The sequence below is a fragment of the Algoriphagus sp. PAP.12 genome (assembly GCF_026652115.1).
GTDB lineage: Bacteria > Bacteroidota > Bacteroidia > Cytophagales > Cyclobacteriaceae > Algoriphagus.
Genome location: NZ_JAPPSQ010000015.1, coordinates 88,012 through 104,728, shown reverse-complemented (window position 1 = coordinate 104,728; position 16,717 = coordinate 88,012). Strand labels below are relative to the sequence as shown.

The window sequence follows — 16,717 nt, the reverse complement described above, 5'->3', positions numbered from 1 at the left end:
ATCTATACCGAAGTCTCATTTACAATCACATAGGCGTTTGGATGCAACCAGAGCATTGAAGCAGGTAATTCAGGATTGATTTCTTTTGTCATCAATTGATCAAAAGCCTCCTTTTTGCCTTTCCCTGTAATTAGCAAAATCACCATATTAGAAGCCATAATTCCTCCTAATCCGATTGTCATACCTTCCTTCAAAGGAATTCCAACTTTTTCTATCATCCCGCTGGACAAAGTTCTCTCGGATAAAGCCGCCACGTGACAATCCAATTGCAATTTTGAATTAGGTTCATTCAAGGCTATATGCCCATTTTGACCGATTCCCAAGATGCAAATATCAATGGGCCCGGATTGCTCAATTTCTGTCTGGATTCTTTTGCATTCCCCATCAGGATCAGAAGTCTGATCATCGAAAGCAATATATCTGGAGGCTGGAATATCAATTTGTTGAAGCAATTTTTGTTGCACATCATACTCTGAAGAAAACTCAGATCCTGCTGGTAGCCCCACCCATTCATCCAGTTTGATCATTCTGATTTTATTGAAAAACTCCGGGTTTTTGAGATGCTTCTTTACCATTAACTCATATAAGCCTGCTGGCGAACCTCCACTGGCAACACAAAATAGCAAATTGGGCTTTTTCCCGATTTCCAAATGAACCAAATCAGCAGCTTTTTGGCTCATCGCCTTATAATCAGGACAAACGTGAATTTTCATATTCAATTATTTAAAGGCTCATTTCTTACTGCATTGATTCCATCCAGATCCACAATATATCCACTTCCCCTTTCGGACAAAACTGACTCAAATTTTTTCCCCCATAAAAATTCATTGTATAGGTAAGAAGTGCGAACGTGAACAGGATCTGCATAAGCATCATTCATACCCTCAACGGCTATCAAAATCTCCGTATCAGTTGCGGCCAAACTTTCTTGGTTTTGTTGATAAAAAGGACTGTCCGGCGTTATGGGATGCACGATGGTCCAGCTAGTGGAAAAAAACTGAATCATTTCCCTTTCCAACGCCAGTGTATAATATTTCCTTGTCACTTTACCTGCTACATCCTTTTCATTTCGGCTCATCATGACGCTCACCCTCACATTGATCAACTGGCTATTCCTTTCATTAATCATCCGAAACATCAAGCCATTAATATCCAAATAAGGTGAAACCAGGATGTTTTTACTGAAGACAATTTTGGGACTTGGAGTACTGAATCGACCATAAACCAACCCTGTGATCAAGGCAAACATCATTAGACCTATTAATGCCTCGACTGCAGCTACTGCATTTGTCAGGCTTCCCAGAGGGCTGATGTGTCCATAACCTACAGTCGTTAAAGTTTGACTACTGAAAAAGAATGCCCCCCAAAACTCAGATAGGTACTTGGTCTGTTCCTCAATACCATTCAAATGCTCCACACCGATCAGGTAATAGAACAGTGCAAAAACCAAATTGACAATAAAGTAGGCTGAGGCTATCACAAAAACGAATTCAAAAACTGACATGGTGATCATTCGGTGATATAAATTGAGCCAAGCTGAAAATGATTGACCTTTCCTTTTCACATTAAAGGAACCATCAGGCAAAATTAATCTTGCTTTAGTACTGGTCGTGGTGGTCCCAAAGCCTGAATCTTTCCGACTTCTCTCCTGCTCTAATCTTGAATTATTGGACCCGTATTTTATGCTCATTAACTCTATTTTTATAACCGAGGAAATCCAATCTCGCTACAAAATTGAATTTTTAGTAAAGATTGGATTCTACCAGTTTTAAAATAGGAATTTATTGACAATTGAAAAAAAATAATATCTCCCGGAAAATTAAAATAAACGGTTTCTTTTGAAGCTATCAAATGAAGGCTTTAGCCTGCCATCTCACAGAGGCCTATTTACTTCATTTCGAGATTTGATCAATTTTATATACGCATCGAGTTCCCTCACCGAGAATGTATTCAACTCTCTGAATCTGATAATCTGGCCCTAGCAATTCTCTGAAATTCTTCAATTCAGATCTGCAGAATAATTGACATTCCTTTGCCGCTGCACAGATTGGACAATGGTTTTCTATTAAAAAGTAGCTTCCATTCTCTTTTTTCCATTCTGCCATGTACCCTTCTTTACTTCGTTTTTCGGCCAAAACTGAAAGCTTTCTTTCCAAAGTTTTCTCCTGATTCATCTGTTGAGAGTATATCTGATAGGTAAATGTCTCTCTATCATTGATCAAAAGGTCCAGCGCATTTTCTCCTAAGAGATTTTTGATTGATTTGAGAAGTTGAACTGTAATCATTGCATGGGAATCAGGAAATCTAGAAAAGCCCTTTTCAGTAAGGGAGAATAAAACTACCGGTCTTCCCACTCCCTCTTTTTTAATTTCCTGTTTCAAAAGGCCTTCAGCCTCCATTTTCATTAAATGTTTTCGAGCGCCCTCCTTAGTAATAGAGAACTCATCAGAGATTTGCTGGGCATTTCCCTGACCTTTCATTTTCAGAAACATCAATATCCGATCTTGAATTTCTTTCTTCATAAATCAATAAAATGTTGGTTTTCACTACCTATTCAAAGGTATATAATTTCTATAAGATATAGAAAATATCAATAAATACTGATTTTCAATGCATTACAAATGTAATAGAAAAATATTTAAACAACCAAAAGGTTGTTTTATTATTAACAAGCTACTACATTTGTATCAGTAATCATTCTAAACCAAAACAAAAATGAGCAAGTTTGAACTACCGGCATTACCCTATGCCTATGAGGCTCTAGAGCCACATTTCGATCAAGAAACAATGACTATCCACCATACCAAGCATCATCAGGCATATGTTAATAACCTGAACAATGCATTGGAAGGAAAAGAAGGTGCAGACAAATCATTGGAGGAAATTTTAGTATCTGTGAGCACTTATGGACCAGCTGTAAGAAATAACGGAGGAGGTCACTACAATCACAGTCTATTTTGGTCAATCCTTTCTCCAACTCCACAATCTGAGCCTTCCGGAGATTTGGCTGACGCCATCAACAAGACTTTTGGTTCTTTGGAAGAATTTAAAGCAGAAGTTAAAAAAGCAGGAATGGGTCAGTTTGGATCAGGTTGGGCATGGCTGATCGTGAAACATAGCGGATCATTGGCAGTAACCGCAACACCAAATCAAGACAATCCATTGATGGATACCCAAACTACAGACAAAGGATTCCCAATCTTAGGAATTGACGTTTGGGAGCACGCTTATTATTTGAAATATCAAAACAAAAGACCTGACTACCTAGATGCATTCTGGTCTGTTTTGGATTGGAAAGCAGTAGAGAAAAACTACACAGAAGCCTTAGCAAAAATTTAAATTCATTGCGGCGTTGGTGAATCATGGTTACCAAACCTTGACATATTGATGGACTCAGAAGAATTGATTCGGGATCCTGCAAACAGGGGTCTACTTTCTATTGATTTATTGGATTTCTTTCCTTCCCTAAAAGTGATTGAGTTGGACGTTTCATCGCTTTTCTATCTTGGATTGATTGCAAAGGAGAAAGAATTCAAAGAAGAATTAGCAAAGCTAGACCCCACTAGTTTCAAACAGCAGGCTGTTGCTTTAATTTGTAGTGCAGACACCATTATCCCTACATGGGTCTATATGATGCTTTCTGAAAAACTGCACACCAATGCCGCATATTTTGATTGGAAAGAAAAATTCCAAATCGAACTAGATCTTTGGAAACAAAACCTACAGCAACATGATTTTGAATGCTATAGAAATCAAAAAGTAGTAGTAAAAGCAAACCCAAACATCCCGGCATCTATTTATATTGAAGCAGGAAGACTTCTTTCACCTGTCGTACAATCTTTGATGATGGGAGATATTGGCCTTCCAAAAGTGATATTCAAGAGAAAAATCAATTCAAAATGAGTGTATTAATATTCAACGGAACAATGGATTCAAGACCTGAATCTATTGCTGGAATTATCGGAAACTACCTGACCCAAAAACTGGATCAAAAAGGAATCCCTTCACAAATTTTCCATTTATCCGATAGCGGCATTCCCCTGTTTGACCCAACTCTGAACAGAACTCCGAAAGGCGTTGAAATCATGAATGCAAAGTTTCAGGAGGCAGATGCTCATATTTGGTTATCACCTTTATACCATGGAAGTATTCCAGGAGTAATGAAAAACTGTCTCGATTGGCTGGAGCTTACATCAAAAAATATCACTCCTTATTTGAGTGACAAAATTATTGGGATGGTTTGCTGGGCAGATGGAGTTCAGGCTATGCAAGGAATCAATGCCATGGAAGCTATTGCAAAGTCACTTCGTGCCTGGCCCGTTCCCTATTCAGTTCCTTTACAAAGAGCAAGTTTGATTCATCCAGAATTACCCGATTCCCTTTCTCTGGAAACTGAAAACAAATTAAATCTGCTGCTAGATTTAACTGTAGGCCGAAAGATCCAAATCAATAAATAGAACTAACAAAACCCCCTGTTTGATTTCATTACTCCTCTTCTAGCATCATTAGAAAAGGAGTTTTTATTTTAAGGCCCTTATAGAATCCTTGTTCCTAATAAAGCTCGTTTATAAATCATTATACATCAACGATTTAGAATCAAATCGATAAAGTAAATACCTATTTCATAAAAGGAACCCTAACTGAACCTGAGATTATATAATCATGCGACTTGTTTGATTTTATTAATTTTCAGATTGAAATGTTTTATTTAGGCATTTACCCACACCCTACCTTTGTATCATCAAAATAAGTCAAACCTAAAATTGATATTAAAATGATACTTCAAGAAAATTATACATTATCAAATGGAGTCGAAATCCCAAAATTGGGATTGGGAACATGGTTTATAAGTGATGAGGACTCTGTGCAAGCGGTGGTTGATGCCCTAAAAATCGGTTACAGACATATCGATACAGCTCAGGCATATCAAAACGAATCAGGAATCGGAAGGGGAATTGTGGCAAGTGGAATTGATAGAAAAGAATTGTTTATCACTACCAAACTGGCAGCTGAGGTAAAATCTTATGAAGAAGCAGTTCAATCCATCGAAGGATCTTTAGAAAGAATGGGGTTGGATTACATCGATCTTATGATCATCCATAGCCCAAAACCTTGGGCGGACTTCCTCGGAGACGAAAGTTTTGCTAAAGGAAACCAAGAGGCTTGGAAAGCTTTGGAAGAAGCATATAAAGCAGGAAAAATCAGATCAATTGGAGTTTCCAATTTTGAAAAATCCGATATAGAAAACATTCTGGAAACAGCTACGGTAAAACCAATGGTCAACCAAATCCTAGCTCATATCAGCAATACTCCTCAGGATTTAATTGATTATTGCAATGCCCAGGACATCTTGGTCGAAGCCTATTCACCGATTGGACATGGAGAAATCCTAAAAAATGAAGAAATCAAAGCTATTGCTGATAAATACGAGGTATCTATTCCTCAGTTAGCGATCCGCTATTGTGTCGAATTAGGACTTCTTCCTATTCCTAAAACAGCCAATCCAAAACACATGAAATCTAACGCGGCTATTGATTTCACTATATCGACTGAAGATTTGGAGAAATTAATAAGCATGGAGAAAATCGAACATTATGGGGACGCCAGCATGTTTCCAGTTTATGCGAAGTAATTATTAACCGATCACTCTATTTAGGAGTCAACCCAAAGCCTGATCTGACAAAGTCATTTCAGGCTTTTAAGCTAAAACTATATTTGAGGCCAAATCCTTTGTTTTCTTGATCATGACCTCACCTCCGATCATAAAAATTGAATTTCATGAGCACAAAAAGAACAATGGATGATTTGAATTCCTTAACTTTAGATATGCTTTCAAAATCAGACCGATCTCTCTCAGAATACAACAATCAACTCAAATTGAAAGGATTTAACGCTTTTCAGATAGAGAGTGATGGTGCCGCCACGCGGGTTTATAGCCGAAAGGACTTTTACAAAATCTGCCTGACAACTGGGAAAAGCATCATTAATTATTCGGATAAAAGCTACCACGAGGAAGAGACGATTTTATTTTTTGGCAATCCGCACATCCCCTATTCCTGGGAAACGCTTTCCACCAAATACGTGGGTTATACCTGTTTATTTTCTGAGGAATTTCTGAACCAGACCGAAAGAAATGAAAGCTTACTACAATCCCCTCTTTTTAAAATAGACGGAACTCCGATTTTACGAATCAGCGAAGAGCAGAGAGTCTACCTCAATAGCATTTTTGAAAAAATGATTGAAGAGCAGGAATCTGATTATGCATTTAAAGATGATTTGATTAGAAATTACATTCATCTAATTTTCCATGAAGCGCTAAAAATGAAGCCTTCAGAAAATTTTGTCAACCACAAAAGCGGAGCATCACGATTGACTTCCGTATTTCTGGAACTTTTGGAAAGACAGTTTCCAATAGAAACTCCCGATAGCCCACTCCAACTTAGCACCCCACAAGATTATGCAAAGGTTCTTTCTGTTCATGTCAATTCACTAAATAGGGCAGTAAAGGAAATCACAGGAAAACCAACATCCGCACACATTGCAGATAGGATTTTGATTGAAGCTAAAGCAATGCTGCAGCATACCGACTGGAATATCAGCGAGATTGCGTATGCATTAGGATTTGAGTACCCAACCTACTTTAATAATTTCTTCAAAAAGCATGTAGGAACCAATCCAAAATCTCTACGAGAAAGTATTGCTTAGCTGCATTATTGCTCCAAATTGAAACTATAAAAAGAGCATGTTTGATTTTCTTAAGTTCTGATTTGAATAGTTTTATTCAAATGATTTGATAGGAAGTACCTTTGTTTTAGTTCAAAATGATAAAGGTAAAATCTATGAAGAATCAATTTGAATACGGTGAATTTCAAAATGTCTATAAAAAACTAACTTCAGGAACGGTTCTACCGATTTCTGACCCGGCATTCACAATAATCAATAAAGAATGTGTTCAATCACTTAAGTGGGTGGCAGAATTGAACAACTCCGGAGACATAGATTTAGCACGGGTAATTTTAGGCAAGATATTCAATTCACCTGTAGATGAATCTACTACCCTATTCCCACCATTTACTATCAATTTTGGAAAGTTCACCAGATTAGGGAAGCATGTTTTCATCAATCATGGCTGCTCATTTTTGGACTTGGGAGGAATCACAATCGAAGATCATGTTCTCATCGGTCCTCAAGTCAAATTAGTGACAGAAAATCATCCTACAGATCCTGCAACCAGAAGAGGGATGATCGCAGCTCCAATTCTTATCCGTGAAAATGCTTGGATTGGTGCAGGGGTAACTATCCTACCGGGAATTACCATTGGAAAAAACTCAATTGTCGCAGCAGGAGCAGTAGTCTCCAAAGATGTTCCTGACAACACCATTGTCGGTGGTATTCCTGCCAAAACTCTAAAAAGCATTTCCCAATAATTGTTTAACCAATCATACACTCAATTTGAATAACCTATGAAAATCGCCTTAAAACTATTCCTTCTTTTCGCAATAGTAGGATTTTCTTTTTCTGCCTTTGCTCAGAAAAGCACCCAGAATGAAGTGGATGCCATATTTCCTCAAGGACAAAAAGGCTCCGAAAGGTTTTTTACCGGAAATGCCTACAACTACGGACTCGTACCCAGTGACACTTCTTTGACCACCTTGATCGGCAATGTCTATTTCGAACCTGGTGCCAGAAGTAATTGGCACAGTCATCCAGCCGGACAAATCCTGATCATCACATCCGGTGAAGGCTATCATCAAATCGAAGGACAACCCAAAGAATTATTGAAAAAAGGAAGCGTGGCCATTTGTCCACCTAATGTCAGACATTGGCATGGTGCGAGTCATGAAGTGGGGATGCAGCAACTTTATGTTCTTCCAAACACTGAAAAAGGTATTGTAGAATGGATGGAAGCTGTCACCGATGAACAATACAACAAATAAATCAAACCTTTTGAACCAAGCATGGAACCTGAAAATCTAAGGAGAAAATTTCTTCAAAAATCTGCTCTTGCAGGCGCAGCATTGACTTTGGGAAACCCCATTGACTTGATTGCTAAACCAACTAGTAACCAAAACTCTACCCTTATGAATGAAAACATTAAAACCCGTGGCTATGCCGCTACCGATGAATCGGGAAAATTGAGTCCTTTTGAATTTGAACGACGCCCTGTAGGGGATGATGACATCTTAATCGATATCAAGTTCGCAAGTATTTGTCATTCGGACATTCACCAGGAAAAAGGACATTGGGGAAAACAAATCTACCCTCAAGTTCCGGGACATGAGATTGTTGGAATCGTTTCTGCCGTCGGGAAAAATGTAACCAGATTTAAAGTTGGTGATAGAGCTGGAGTGGGATGCATGGTAGATAGTTGTATGGAATGTGACAGCTGTACCCACGGTGAAGAACAATTCTGTGAAAGAGGACAAACCGTCTTTACATATGGTTACCCTACCAAGGATGAACCAACTGGAATTTCTCAAGGTGGATATTCTGACAAAATCGTTGTTAGAGATCATTTTGCAGTCCACATACCAGAAAATATCAGCTTTGAGGAAGCAGCTCCTTTGCTTTGCGCTGGGATTACCACCTATTCTCCTCTGATGAAAGCAGATTTCAAAATTGGTGACAAAGTGGGAGTTGCAGGAATCGGTGGATTGGGTCACCTTGCTGTGAAAATTGCAGTTTCTAAAGGTGCTGAAGTTTACGCGTTCACTACCACTGCTGACAAAGTAGAAGATATCAAGTCTTGGGGTGTGAAGGAAGTGATTGTTGTGGATGAAGAATACAAGTCTATGCAAGGCTATGGAAAGACATTGGATTATATGATTTGCACCATTCCATACCAATTCAACGTGACTCCTTACATCATGTGCTTGAAGCCTTATGGAACCTTTACTTTGGTTGGAATGCCTATCAATTCCGAGATCAAAATCAATAACTTGATGCTATCTTTTGCCAGAGTAAACTTCAATGCCTCTTTGATCGGAGGGGTTCCAGAAACACAGGAAGTAGTACATTATTGTGCAGATAACAATATTCGTCCAAACATTGAAATTATTTCCGGAGAGGAGATCAATGAGGCTTGGGAAAAAGTAGTGAACAAGGAAGCACGATACAGATATGTGATCGATGCTGCCACATTCTAAAATGTAAAATGAAACCTCTTTGGATTTTGGCTATTGTCCTCACCGGGGCTTTTATTTTGACAAGTTCAATCCCATTTTCTGAAGAGGTTTTTTCCTTTCAAAAACCAATGAAATCATCTTTGAAACTTCTAATTCAAGTTGGAGACCAAAAGTTTGAAATCAAATTAGACTCCAACCCTACTTCCCAAAGTTTGTTGGATCAGGCTCCTTTCTCAGTAGAATTCGAAGATTTTGCCGGATTGGAGAAGATCTTTTATCCGCCGAAAAAGCTTTCAAAAGAAAATGCACCCTCAGGTGCAAAACCTTCAAAAGGGGACATCATGTATTATGCACCTTGGGGTGATGTGGCGCTTTTTTATAAGGACGCCGGATATGCATCAGGATTGATCCCTATGGGAAAAATCGAAGATATTGACGGCTTAGTCAAAGCTCTTTCCAAGTCGGAAAAAGCAACTATTATTAAAATCTAAATCTCATAACCATGGAAATCTTAAAGAATGGAACTCGCGGATCTTTCAAAGGACCAGAAGCATGGTTTACAGGACAAGTAAGAGTGGAACCTGTATTCCCAAAACAACCTAAAACAGTAGCCCAGGGAGCTTTGGTTACTTTCGAACCAGGAGCAAGAACTGCTTGGCATACGCATCCTGCAGGACAGACCATCATTATCCAAACCGGTTTGGGCTGGGTCCAAAAAGAAAATGGACCGATCATCGAGGTGGGACCAGGAGATGTCGTGTATTTCGAACCCGATGAAAAACACTGGCATGGTGCCTCAGCAAATTGTGCGATGAGCCATATTGCTGTTCAAGAAGAAGTAAATGGTGAGGTAGTCACTTGGATGGAACAGGTAAGCGAAGAGCAGTACAATGCTAAATAAGCTTTCAACGATCTGAGAATAATTGAACTTGGTTCTTTTTCTTAAATCCAAGCTAACCATAAAGGGGAGTTACTTTAAGTTGTTAATCACCATTAATTCTTAAAAGGAAATTGAACCAAGTTCAAACCTCTTGAATCAAATTAAGCTATGCCACATTTTCAAATAAAAATACTTGAAGGTAAAAGCCAAGAGCAAAAAGAACGGCTGACAAAAGAAATCATCCAAGCTGCTCAAAAAGTGATTGGAATGGGAGATGAATCCTATTCAGTCTCTATTGAAGAATTCAGCATGGATGAATGGAGAAATGATTTGTATCCAAACTCAATCATGTCCAACAAAGAAATTTTAATCAAAGAGCCAGGGTATTCATTTGATTAGGCTCCGGAGCAACCTGATTTTCATAAAACAACCTATTGGTGGAATATAGACCATAAGTACATTTTTTTGTAATTTATTCTGTAAACACAAACCCATTTAACCATGAAAAAGACCCTTTACATCCTATTCATAGTATTTGGATTTTTGATTTCAGCTATCAATTCTAATGCTCAAAATGACACCAAAGAAGCTCCAGATCAAAATCCTGAGTTTCCTAACCAAACTAGGGCACCATCCATTTCTACCCAAGCAGACTATCAAGTTTCAATGGTAACTGACGAACTTAGTTTTCCTTGGGGAATGGACTTCCTACCGAATGGGAACTAGATTATCAGTGAGAAACCGGGTAGAATTAGGATAATTTCCCAAGAAGGGAATGTAGGTCCTCCATTGCTGGGAATAGCTCCTGTAAGATATGAGGGATCAGGAGGCCTATTTGACGTAAAACTATCTCCATCATTTGAAAAAGATCGAAAAGTATTCTGGACTTATGTTTCTACCAAAAATGGCGAGGCAATGAATCAGGTAGCCTCCGGAACACTTTCTCCCAATCAATCAAAAATTGAAAATGTGAAAGTGATCTATGAGATTGAGCCTATTTCCGGAGGCCGCTTCCATTTTGGCTCAAGGCTTCTTTTTGACTCAGAAGGCATGCTTTTAGTCACTTTTGGTGACAGGTTTAGAAATGGAAGAGAAAAAGTCCAACAGGTAGACTCTGCTTTGGGCAAGATCATCCGAATCACACCAGAAGGTAATCCAGCACCAGGAAATCCATTTGAAGGACAAGCTGGAGCTCTTCCAGAAATCTGGTCTGTTGGACATAGAAATCCCCAAGGTTTAGCTTTTCACCCAGAAACCCATGAACTATGGGAAGCAGAACATGGACCCTGGGCAGGAGATGAAATCAATCAAATAAAAAAGGGGTCAAACTATGGTTGGCCAATCGTATCCTATGGAATAGAATCCAATGGTTCTCCAGTTAACGGAACAGAAATTACTCAACAAGTAGGAATGGTTTCTCCGGTCTATTACTACGATCCTGCTACAGCCCCAAGTGGAATTTCATTTTACTCAGGAAAGCTTATTCCGGAATGGAAAAACAATCTTTTTGTGGCAATGTTACGCGGCATGTATGTCGCACGTTTGGAATTAGACCCAAAAACTGGAAGAGTCATGGGAGAAGAAAAACTATTAACAGACGAAAAACAAAGATTTAGGAATATCACCGAAGGGCCCGATGGAGTTATTTACCTATTGACAGATGACGAAAAGGGAAGACTCTATAAAATCACTAAAAAGCCAATTTAATATACCATGTCAGACTTATCTACTACACTAACTCAACAAGAAATCCAGAAAATATCCCAACAAGACAATTTTCACATTGCTCCTTTTCGAGAAGATGGGAAAACCTTCGGCACATTAACATGGATCTGGAATGTATCTGTAAACAACCAGCTTTTTGTCAGAGCATATTATGGTAAAAAATCCCGTTGGTACCAATCTGCATTGAAACAAAAAGCTGGTAAAATCTCCGCTGCTGGAATGGAGAAAAAGGTCAGATTTGAACCTATCGAAGGAAATATCAATGAAGAAATTGATCAGGCGTATCGAAAAAAATATGCTGGTAGTCCCTATCTTAATTCAATGATCAGTGACCGATCTAAGGCGGCAACAGTTCAAATTCTTCCAGGAGTATAATTAATGGACCAGGAGAAAAAGCAGGGCCTGATAGCCATTCTTTCAGCTAACACCATTTTTGGCCTGAATATTCCTATTACAAAAGCATTAATGGAAGAATGGATGAATCCAATTGGATATACTGTTACCAGGATGTTCTTTGGAGCCGCTATTTTTTGGTTGATTGGATCATTTTTTAAAGACCGCACACTTGACAAAAAAGACTATTTATCCATTTTAGCAGGTGGTTTAATGGGATTCATAGGAACGCAATTCTTGTTTTCACAGGCCTTGCTTTATACCACTCCTGTCATTTTTTCTTTATTAATGGCTTTGACTCCAGTTGTTGTATTATTGTTGTCTGCTTTGATTTTAAAGGAATCATTACCGGCTAGAAAGTTGATAGGCGTATTTATTAGTATTTCGGGAGCATTTTTGATTATTCTTTTGAGTCAAACTCAAACTAGCTCTGGAAGAAATAACCTGCTAGGAATTGGATTTGCTCTAATGTGTGTCCTCTCCTATGCTGGATATTTGGTTATTACTCGAAAAGTATCAATTAAATACCAACCGGTTACTATCGCAAAATGGATGTTTCTAGTTTCTGCTATCGCAGCTTTCCCTTTTAGTTTTCAATCTTTACCAGAGCAGGTAATTTACTCAGAATCAGCTACATTAAAAGCTTATTTATTCTTGGGATTTGCATTGATTTTCTCAACCACATTCGCGTTCTTTCTCATGCCCTACTCCTTAAAAAGATTGGAGGCTAGTACTGTAAGCATATTTATGAACCTCCAGCCAATTGTGGCTTCCATTGTCGCAATTATAGCAGGACAAGACATTTTTACCTGGGACAAGCCTTTGGCAACAATTCTTGTTATAATTGGAGTGTATTTAGTGACTGTTTCTTCGAAAAATAAAAATATTGAATCAACTAAAGTAAGGCTATGATTTCTGCCTATTTGAATGAAATCCTTTCATTTTCAAAAACTATTTTTTAATCCTGTATAGATAAGGTGCTTTGTTTGCCGCACCTGTAAATTTCTTTTCTAGTCTCTCCAGTGTATTCAGTGCAAGAATCTTCTTTTGGAAGTTGTTCATGGGGAAACTTTTCTCATAGACAGCCTCATAAAGATGCTGAACCTCCTTCATTGTGAATTTTTCAGGAAGTAGGTTAAACCCTATTAATTTGATATCCAAATCTCTTTTCAATGCTTCCAATGCTTGATTTAGAATGAAAGAATGATCGTAGGTCAATTCCGGGATTTCTTTAAGAGAATACCAAACCAGTGAATCTTCCAAAAAACCAGTTTGAGGTTTGACCTTTTTTATGTCTACTAAAGCATAAAAACCAATGCTGATAAACCTCTCTGTCATCCAAGAAACCACCTCTTCATCAAATATATCTGCGTCCAAATCCTTGAGACCAGCTTTGATCAATTCCTTTTGCTCATTTTCGATATTCCTTTCCCTAGAACCAAACACTTTAAATTGTTCCAAATAAATGTTTTTCAACTGGGTTCTTTCTGTCAAAATTCTCGACGCAGCTTGCTCTATTCCTTCAGTTTTCAGAATGTAACCTCCAGGAAGAGACCAAAACCCTTTCACATAAGTAGGTTTGGATAGCAACACTTTTATCTCTCCCTTTTCATATCCAAATACTACACAGTCAATGGACAGGTGGGCGATAAAAAGGTTGATATCAAATTTGGGCATGTTAGTAAATTCTAAATTTCAATATGTTAAAATCTAAATTAAAAACTCCTTATAAATCACAAGTAATATTATTATCTATTTTTTAGATAATAAGAAAAATTGATTAAATTTTCAAGCAATTAACTCCTAAACCCTTCAAAACCATGAAACTCCAAGTCAATTTAAATCTGGTATTATTCTTTATCATTTCATTCACACCTTTGATGTCCTACTCCCAGCAGGATATGGACACCACAAGCTACATTCATACGGTGGATATTTTTTCAGGGGAAATCGACACTTTGGCAACTATTGAGAAGCATTTTGAAGCACCCAACTGGCATCCAGACAATTATTTAATTCTGAATAGTCTAGGCAGCCTTTACACTTTTGATTTGGCTACCAAATCCATGAAACATTTGGATTCAGGATTTGCAAACGCTTGCAATAATGATCACGGTATTTCTCCTGATGGAAAATGGCTTGCAATAAGTCACAACGATAAAAATGACCCCTCCCCCAAATCCTATAAATCTTTGGTTTACGTCATGCCAATTACGGGTGGAAATCCGCGAAAAATAACATCTGAAGTAATGTCATTCTGGCATGGATGGAGTCCAGATGGAAATAGATTAGCCTATACGGGTGAGCGAAATGGGAATTATGACATTTATACCATCAGTATCAATGGTGGAGAAGAGACTAGATTGACTGAAACCGAAGGCCTAGATGATGGACCAGATTATTCTCCGGATGGAAAGTACATTTATATTAATTCCTATCGTACTGGCAAAATGCAAATCTGGAGAATTGATGCAGATGGAAGCAATCCAGAACAATTGACTTTTGATCAATATTCTAATTGGTTTGCTCACCCTTCTCCTGACGGGAAATGGATTGCCTACATTTCATATATGGAAGACCAAGAGCAGGGTCACCCATTTGGAAAACAGGTAAGACTCAGACTAATGAACCTTCAAACAAGAGAAATAAAAGATTTAACTCCACAGTTTTTTGGAGGTCAAGGAACAATCAATGTCCCTTCTTGGAGTCCAGACAGCAAAAAAATCGCATTTGTAAGCTATAAATTAGAATAGAATTTTTTCAAAAATTCCCTCTTCGAAAATCAGAAAGTCTAATAAATGGACCCTGCAAGTACAGGACAGAGTTATCATTCACTATTTTCTATCTTATGAAGTATTATCTAAAAATAAGATAATACCTCTTACTTATTTTATATGAAAAAAATTTCATCCAGCAGGAGAGACTTTATCCATAAAATCTCAGCCTCAGCAGTTCTTTTAGCACTTCCGTTTTCAGGCTTTTCCCGTTCTAAAGAGTGGGATGAATTTGTAACTTCAGACACGATTTATGGATTGGTTCGGGGATCCAGAATTGATGGAGTAAATACATTCAAAGGTATTCCCTACGGTGGAAAAGTCTCAGGTGACAACAGATTCAAAAAAGCTGGACCTCCTGAATCATGGACTGGAATCAAAGATACATTAGAACTAGGACCTCCGGCCATTCAAGCAGCCCGACGAGGTGAACCGGCTCCTTCTGAGGATTGTCTTTTCTTAAATGTTTGGACTCCTGCCAATGATGGAAAGAAAAGAGCGGTAATGTTCTATAGTCATGGTGGAGGATATGTCATCGGATCGGGAGGATCGGGGGGACAGGACGGTGCTAATCTGGCCAGAAACTTTGACGTAGTCGTAGTCCAAACCAATCATCGATTAGGCTTATTAGGCTTTCTCTACCTAGATGAAATAGCTGGAGGAGAATATATAGGATCGGGTAATCGAGGAGTCCAGGATATTGCCTTAGGTTTAAAATGGGTTCACGAAAACATTTCCAATTTTGGAGGAGATCCCAACAATGTGATGATTTTTGGAGAATCCGGAGGAGGAGGAAAGACAGCATGTCTCTATGCTATGCCTGAGGCAGCTCCCTATTTCAACAAAACCTCCATAGAAAGCGGTCCGGGAGCGAGAATGTTGAGCAAAAAGCAGGCACAAAAAACCACGTTAACCGTCCTTGGAAAGCTGGAAATTGTTCAAAGTGACTGGAAAAAACTGCTGGATATCCCTGCTGAAAAATTGTTGGAAATCCAAAACGCCATCCCGACAGTTCCTCCTTTCCAACCCAAGTTCAATGGACCTGTTTCTGAGTCACCGATATGGGGTTTTGGACCGGTGGTAGATGGTGGAGTATTGCCTCACCATCCATTCGACCCCAAAGCGGTCGAAATCTCGAAAAACAAACCTCTTTTGGTAGGATGGAATGAAGACGAGTACAATTTCTTCGTTTGGCAAAGCCGTGATGTAGCTCCATTTTCAATGAATTTTGAAGAAATCACCGAAAGACTTCAAGGGTCTATCGGTGAAAATGCTATTGAGCTTGTAGAAACTTACAGAAAGGCAAATCCTCAAGCTTCGGCCCCCGAGATATTTATTGCCATTTCATCAATCAATATGATGGGCTTAGGCTCCATTGAGATTGCAGAGAAAAAAGCAAAACAAGGCGGAGCCCCCGTTTATCTCTATAATTTCGGTTACAAGTCCGACATGAAAATCCCCGGAACTGACTACGAAATGGGGACACCTCATGCCATGGATATTTCTTTTAAATTCAACAATGAAGTGCCTCCGAAAGAAGGTGAGGCACCTCGAATGGGATTTGGAGGTAGTAAACCAGACCGATATAAAGCCTCCCACAATTTCGCAGCCTACTGGACCAATTTTGCCAAAACAGGAATCCCATTTGCCAAAGGCGAACCCACTTGGCCTGCTTACAATTTGGAAACTCGTCGAACATTGCGAATCGATGCTCATTGTGAAGTCATTGAAGATCGATTTCATGAGGAATTGGATGTCTGGAGAAAAATCGGAAAGCTTGTTACAAGTTGATTTTATCAAATAAACCCAAAACCTAAACT

General features: G+C 38.6%; 21 protein-coding genes. 17 read left to right on the top strand and 4 right to left on the bottom strand.

Annotation, left to right across the window (positions count from 1 at the left end; genetic code table 11):
- Positions 1 to 2 precede the first annotated feature (2 nt).
- The 3 genes from O0V13_RS16650 to O0V13_RS16640 all read right to left on the bottom strand — a co-directional run bounded on the left by O0V13_RS16650 (position 3) and on the right by O0V13_RS16640 (position 2,522).
- Positions 3 to 713: a 6-phosphogluconolactonase gene (locus tag O0V13_RS16650; RefSeq protein WP_268036105.1), complete on the bottom strand. Its 711-nt coding sequence runs from the start codon at positions 711 to 713 to the stop codon at positions 3 to 5.
- 2 nt (positions 714 to 715) lie between these two features.
- Positions 716 to 1,690 (bottom strand): ion channel, encoded by a 975-nt coding sequence (locus O0V13_RS16645; RefSeq protein ID WP_268036104.1) that lies wholly within the window; start codon positions 1,688 to 1,690, stop codon positions 716 to 718.
- A 202-nt stretch (positions 1,691 to 1,892) separates the two neighbouring features.
- The gene (locus O0V13_RS16640; RefSeq protein ID WP_268036103.1) at positions 1,893 to 2,522 is read right to left on the bottom strand and encodes a helix-turn-helix transcriptional regulator; all 630 of its coding nucleotides are present in this window, start codon (positions 2,520 to 2,522) and stop codon (positions 1,893 to 1,895) included.
- 193 nt (positions 2,523 to 2,715) lie between these two features.
- On the opposite strand from O0V13_RS16640, the gene O0V13_RS16635 reads away from it, so the two are divergent.
- The 15 genes from O0V13_RS16635 to O0V13_RS16565 all read left to right on the top strand — a co-directional run bounded on the left by O0V13_RS16635 (position 2,716) and on the right by O0V13_RS16565 (position 13,035).
- Complete coding sequence (locus O0V13_RS16635) at positions 2,716 to 3,339, top strand: superoxide dismutase (RefSeq protein ID WP_268036102.1); 624 nt, start codon at positions 2,716 to 2,718, stop codon at positions 3,337 to 3,339.
- Between the two features lie 48 nt (positions 3,340 to 3,387).
- Positions 3,388 to 3,903, top strand: a complete 516-nt coding sequence (locus O0V13_RS16630) for a DUF2480 family protein (protein ID WP_268036101.1) — start codon at positions 3,388 to 3,390, stop codon at positions 3,901 to 3,903.
- Positions 3,900 to 4,457 (top strand): NADPH-dependent FMN reductase, encoded by a 558-nt coding sequence (locus O0V13_RS16625; protein ID WP_268036100.1) that lies wholly within the window; start codon positions 3,900 to 3,902, stop codon positions 4,455 to 4,457. The genes O0V13_RS16630 and O0V13_RS16625 overlap by 4 nt, the downstream gene beginning before the upstream one ends.
- 317 nt (positions 4,458 to 4,774) lie before the next feature.
- Entirely contained in the window at positions 4,775 to 5,632 is an 858-nt protein-coding gene (locus O0V13_RS16620) for an aldo/keto reductase (protein ID WP_268036099.1), read from the top strand.
- Positions 5,633 to 5,778: 146 nt separating this feature from the next.
- A complete protein-coding gene (locus O0V13_RS16615) occupies positions 5,779 to 6,705 on the top strand; it encodes a helix-turn-helix domain-containing protein (RefSeq protein WP_268036098.1) in 927 nt (308 codons plus the stop codon).
- A gap of 134 nt (positions 6,706 to 6,839) precedes the next feature.
- Positions 6,840 to 7,427 (top strand): sugar O-acetyltransferase, encoded by a 588-nt coding sequence (locus O0V13_RS16610; RefSeq protein ID WP_268036097.1) that lies wholly within the window; start codon positions 6,840 to 6,842, stop codon positions 7,425 to 7,427.
- Positions 7,428 to 7,463: 36 nt separating this feature from the next.
- Entirely contained in the window at positions 7,464 to 7,937 is a 474-nt protein-coding gene (locus O0V13_RS16605; protein ID WP_268036096.1) for a cupin domain-containing protein, read from the top strand.
- 21 nt (positions 7,938 to 7,958) lie between these two features.
- Complete coding sequence (locus O0V13_RS16600) at positions 7,959 to 9,146, top strand: NAD(P)-dependent alcohol dehydrogenase (protein WP_268036095.1); 1,188 nt, start codon at positions 7,959 to 7,961, stop codon at positions 9,144 to 9,146.
- A gap of 107 nt (positions 9,147 to 9,253) precedes the next feature.
- Positions 9,254 to 9,616, top strand: a complete 363-nt coding sequence (locus tag O0V13_RS16595; protein ID WP_268036094.1) for a cyclophilin-like fold protein — start codon at positions 9,254 to 9,256, stop codon at positions 9,614 to 9,616.
- 11 nt (positions 9,617 to 9,627) lie between these two features.
- Entirely contained in the window at positions 9,628 to 10,026 is a 399-nt protein-coding gene (locus tag O0V13_RS16590) for a (R)-mandelonitrile lyase (protein WP_268036093.1), read from the top strand.
- A 147-nt stretch (positions 10,027 to 10,173) separates the two neighbouring features.
- Positions 10,174 to 10,404, top strand: coding sequence for a tautomerase family protein (locus tag O0V13_RS16585; RefSeq protein ID WP_268036092.1), 231 nt, complete (start codon positions 10,174 to 10,176; stop codon positions 10,402 to 10,404).
- A gap of 102 nt (positions 10,405 to 10,506) precedes the next feature.
- Positions 10,507 to 10,731: a hypothetical protein gene (locus O0V13_RS16580; protein WP_268036091.1), complete on the top strand. Its 225-nt coding sequence runs from the start codon at positions 10,507 to 10,509 to the stop codon at positions 10,729 to 10,731.
- Positions 10,732 to 11,712, top strand: coding sequence for a PQQ-dependent sugar dehydrogenase (locus O0V13_RS16575; protein WP_326492740.1), 981 nt, complete (start codon positions 10,732 to 10,734; stop codon positions 11,710 to 11,712).
- 6 nt (positions 11,713 to 11,718) lie between these two features.
- Positions 11,719 to 12,105 carry a DUF2255 family protein gene (locus tag O0V13_RS16570; protein ID WP_268036090.1) on the top strand — a complete coding sequence of 129 codons (387 nt, stop codon included), beginning with the start codon at positions 11,719 to 11,721 and terminating at the stop codon, positions 12,103 to 12,105.
- Between the two features lie 3 nt (positions 12,106 to 12,108).
- The gene (locus O0V13_RS16565) at positions 12,109 to 13,035 is read left to right on the top strand and encodes a DMT family transporter (protein WP_268036089.1); all 927 of its coding nucleotides are present in this window, start codon (positions 12,109 to 12,111) and stop codon (positions 13,033 to 13,035) included.
- Between the two features lie 39 nt (positions 13,036 to 13,074).
- Here O0V13_RS16565 and O0V13_RS16560 read toward each other — a convergent pair whose 3' ends face one another.
- Entirely contained in the window at positions 13,075 to 13,800 is a 726-nt protein-coding gene (locus O0V13_RS16560; protein ID WP_268036088.1) for an NUDIX hydrolase, read from the bottom strand.
- A 143-nt stretch (positions 13,801 to 13,943) separates the two neighbouring features.
- Here O0V13_RS16560 and O0V13_RS16555 point away from each other — a divergent pair, with 143 nt between their 5' ends.
- Together O0V13_RS16555 and O0V13_RS16550 are read left to right on the top strand one after the other, a co-directional pair.
- Positions 13,944 to 14,876: a TolB family protein gene (locus tag O0V13_RS16555; RefSeq protein ID WP_268036087.1), complete on the top strand. Its 933-nt coding sequence runs from the start codon at positions 13,944 to 13,946 to the stop codon at positions 14,874 to 14,876.
- Positions 14,877 to 15,017: 141 nt separating this feature from the next.
- Positions 15,018 to 16,688: a carboxylesterase/lipase family protein gene (locus O0V13_RS16550; protein WP_268036086.1), complete on the top strand. Its 1,671-nt coding sequence runs from the start codon at positions 15,018 to 15,020 to the stop codon at positions 16,686 to 16,688.
- The last annotated feature ends 29 nt before the right edge of the window (positions 16,689 to 16,717 follow it).

Bases quoted from the DNA above. Each gene is read 5' to 3' on its own strand.
- O0V13_RS16650 (WP_268036105.1), bottom strand. From the start codon at position 713: ATGAAAATTCACGTTTGTCCTGATTATAAGGCGATGAGCCAAAAAGCT.
- O0V13_RS16600 (WP_268036095.1), top strand. From the start codon at position 7,959: ATGGAACCTGAAAATCTAAGGAGAAAATTTCTTCAAAAATCTGCTCTT.
- O0V13_RS16645 (WP_268036104.1), bottom strand. From the start codon at position 1,690: ATGAGCATAAAATACGGGTCCAATAATTCAAGATTAGAGCAGGAGAGA.
- O0V13_RS16640 (WP_268036103.1), bottom strand. From the start codon at position 2,522: ATGAAGAAAGAAATTCAAGATCGGATATTGATGTTTCTGAAAATGAAA.
- O0V13_RS16570 (WP_268036090.1), top strand. From the start codon at position 11,719: ATGTCAGACTTATCTACTACACTAACTCAACAAGAAATCCAGAAAATA.
- O0V13_RS16585 (WP_268036092.1), top strand. From the start codon at position 10,174: ATGCCACATTTTCAAATAAAAATACTTGAAGGTAAAAGCCAAGAGCAA.
- O0V13_RS16560 (WP_268036088.1), bottom strand. From the start codon at position 13,800: ATGCCCAAATTTGATATCAACCTTTTTATCGCCCACCTGTCCATTGAC.
- O0V13_RS16595 (WP_268036094.1), top strand. From the start codon at position 9,254: ATGAAATCATCTTTGAAACTTCTAATTCAAGTTGGAGACCAAAAGTTT.
- O0V13_RS16625 (WP_268036100.1), top strand. From the start codon at position 3,900: ATGAGTGTATTAATATTCAACGGAACAATGGATTCAAGACCTGAATCT.
- O0V13_RS16565 (WP_268036089.1), top strand. From the start codon at position 12,109: ATGGACCAGGAGAAAAAGCAGGGCCTGATAGCCATTCTTTCAGCTAAC.
- O0V13_RS16610 (WP_268036097.1), top strand. From the start codon at position 6,840: ATGAAGAATCAATTTGAATACGGTGAATTTCAAAATGTCTATAAAAAA.
- O0V13_RS16590 (WP_268036093.1), top strand. From the start codon at position 9,628: ATGGAAATCTTAAAGAATGGAACTCGCGGATCTTTCAAAGGACCAGAA.
- O0V13_RS16605 (WP_268036096.1), top strand. From the start codon at position 7,464: ATGAAAATCGCCTTAAAACTATTCCTTCTTTTCGCAATAGTAGGATTT.
- O0V13_RS16620 (WP_268036099.1), top strand. From the start codon at position 4,775: ATGATACTTCAAGAAAATTATACATTATCAAATGGAGTCGAAATCCCA.
- O0V13_RS16630 (WP_268036101.1), top strand. From the start codon at position 3,388: ATGGACTCAGAAGAATTGATTCGGGATCCTGCAAACAGGGGTCTACTT.
- O0V13_RS16580 (WP_268036091.1), top strand. From the start codon at position 10,507: ATGAAAAAGACCCTTTACATCCTATTCATAGTATTTGGATTTTTGATT.
- O0V13_RS16555 (WP_268036087.1), top strand. From the start codon at position 13,944: ATGAAACTCCAAGTCAATTTAAATCTGGTATTATTCTTTATCATTTCA.
- O0V13_RS16615 (WP_268036098.1), top strand. From the start codon at position 5,779: ATGAGCACAAAAAGAACAATGGATGATTTGAATTCCTTAACTTTAGAT.
- O0V13_RS16550 (WP_268036086.1), top strand. From the start codon at position 15,018: ATGAAAAAAATTTCATCCAGCAGGAGAGACTTTATCCATAAAATCTCA.
- O0V13_RS16635 (WP_268036102.1), top strand. From the start codon at position 2,716: ATGAGCAAGTTTGAACTACCGGCATTACCCTATGCCTATGAGGCTCTA.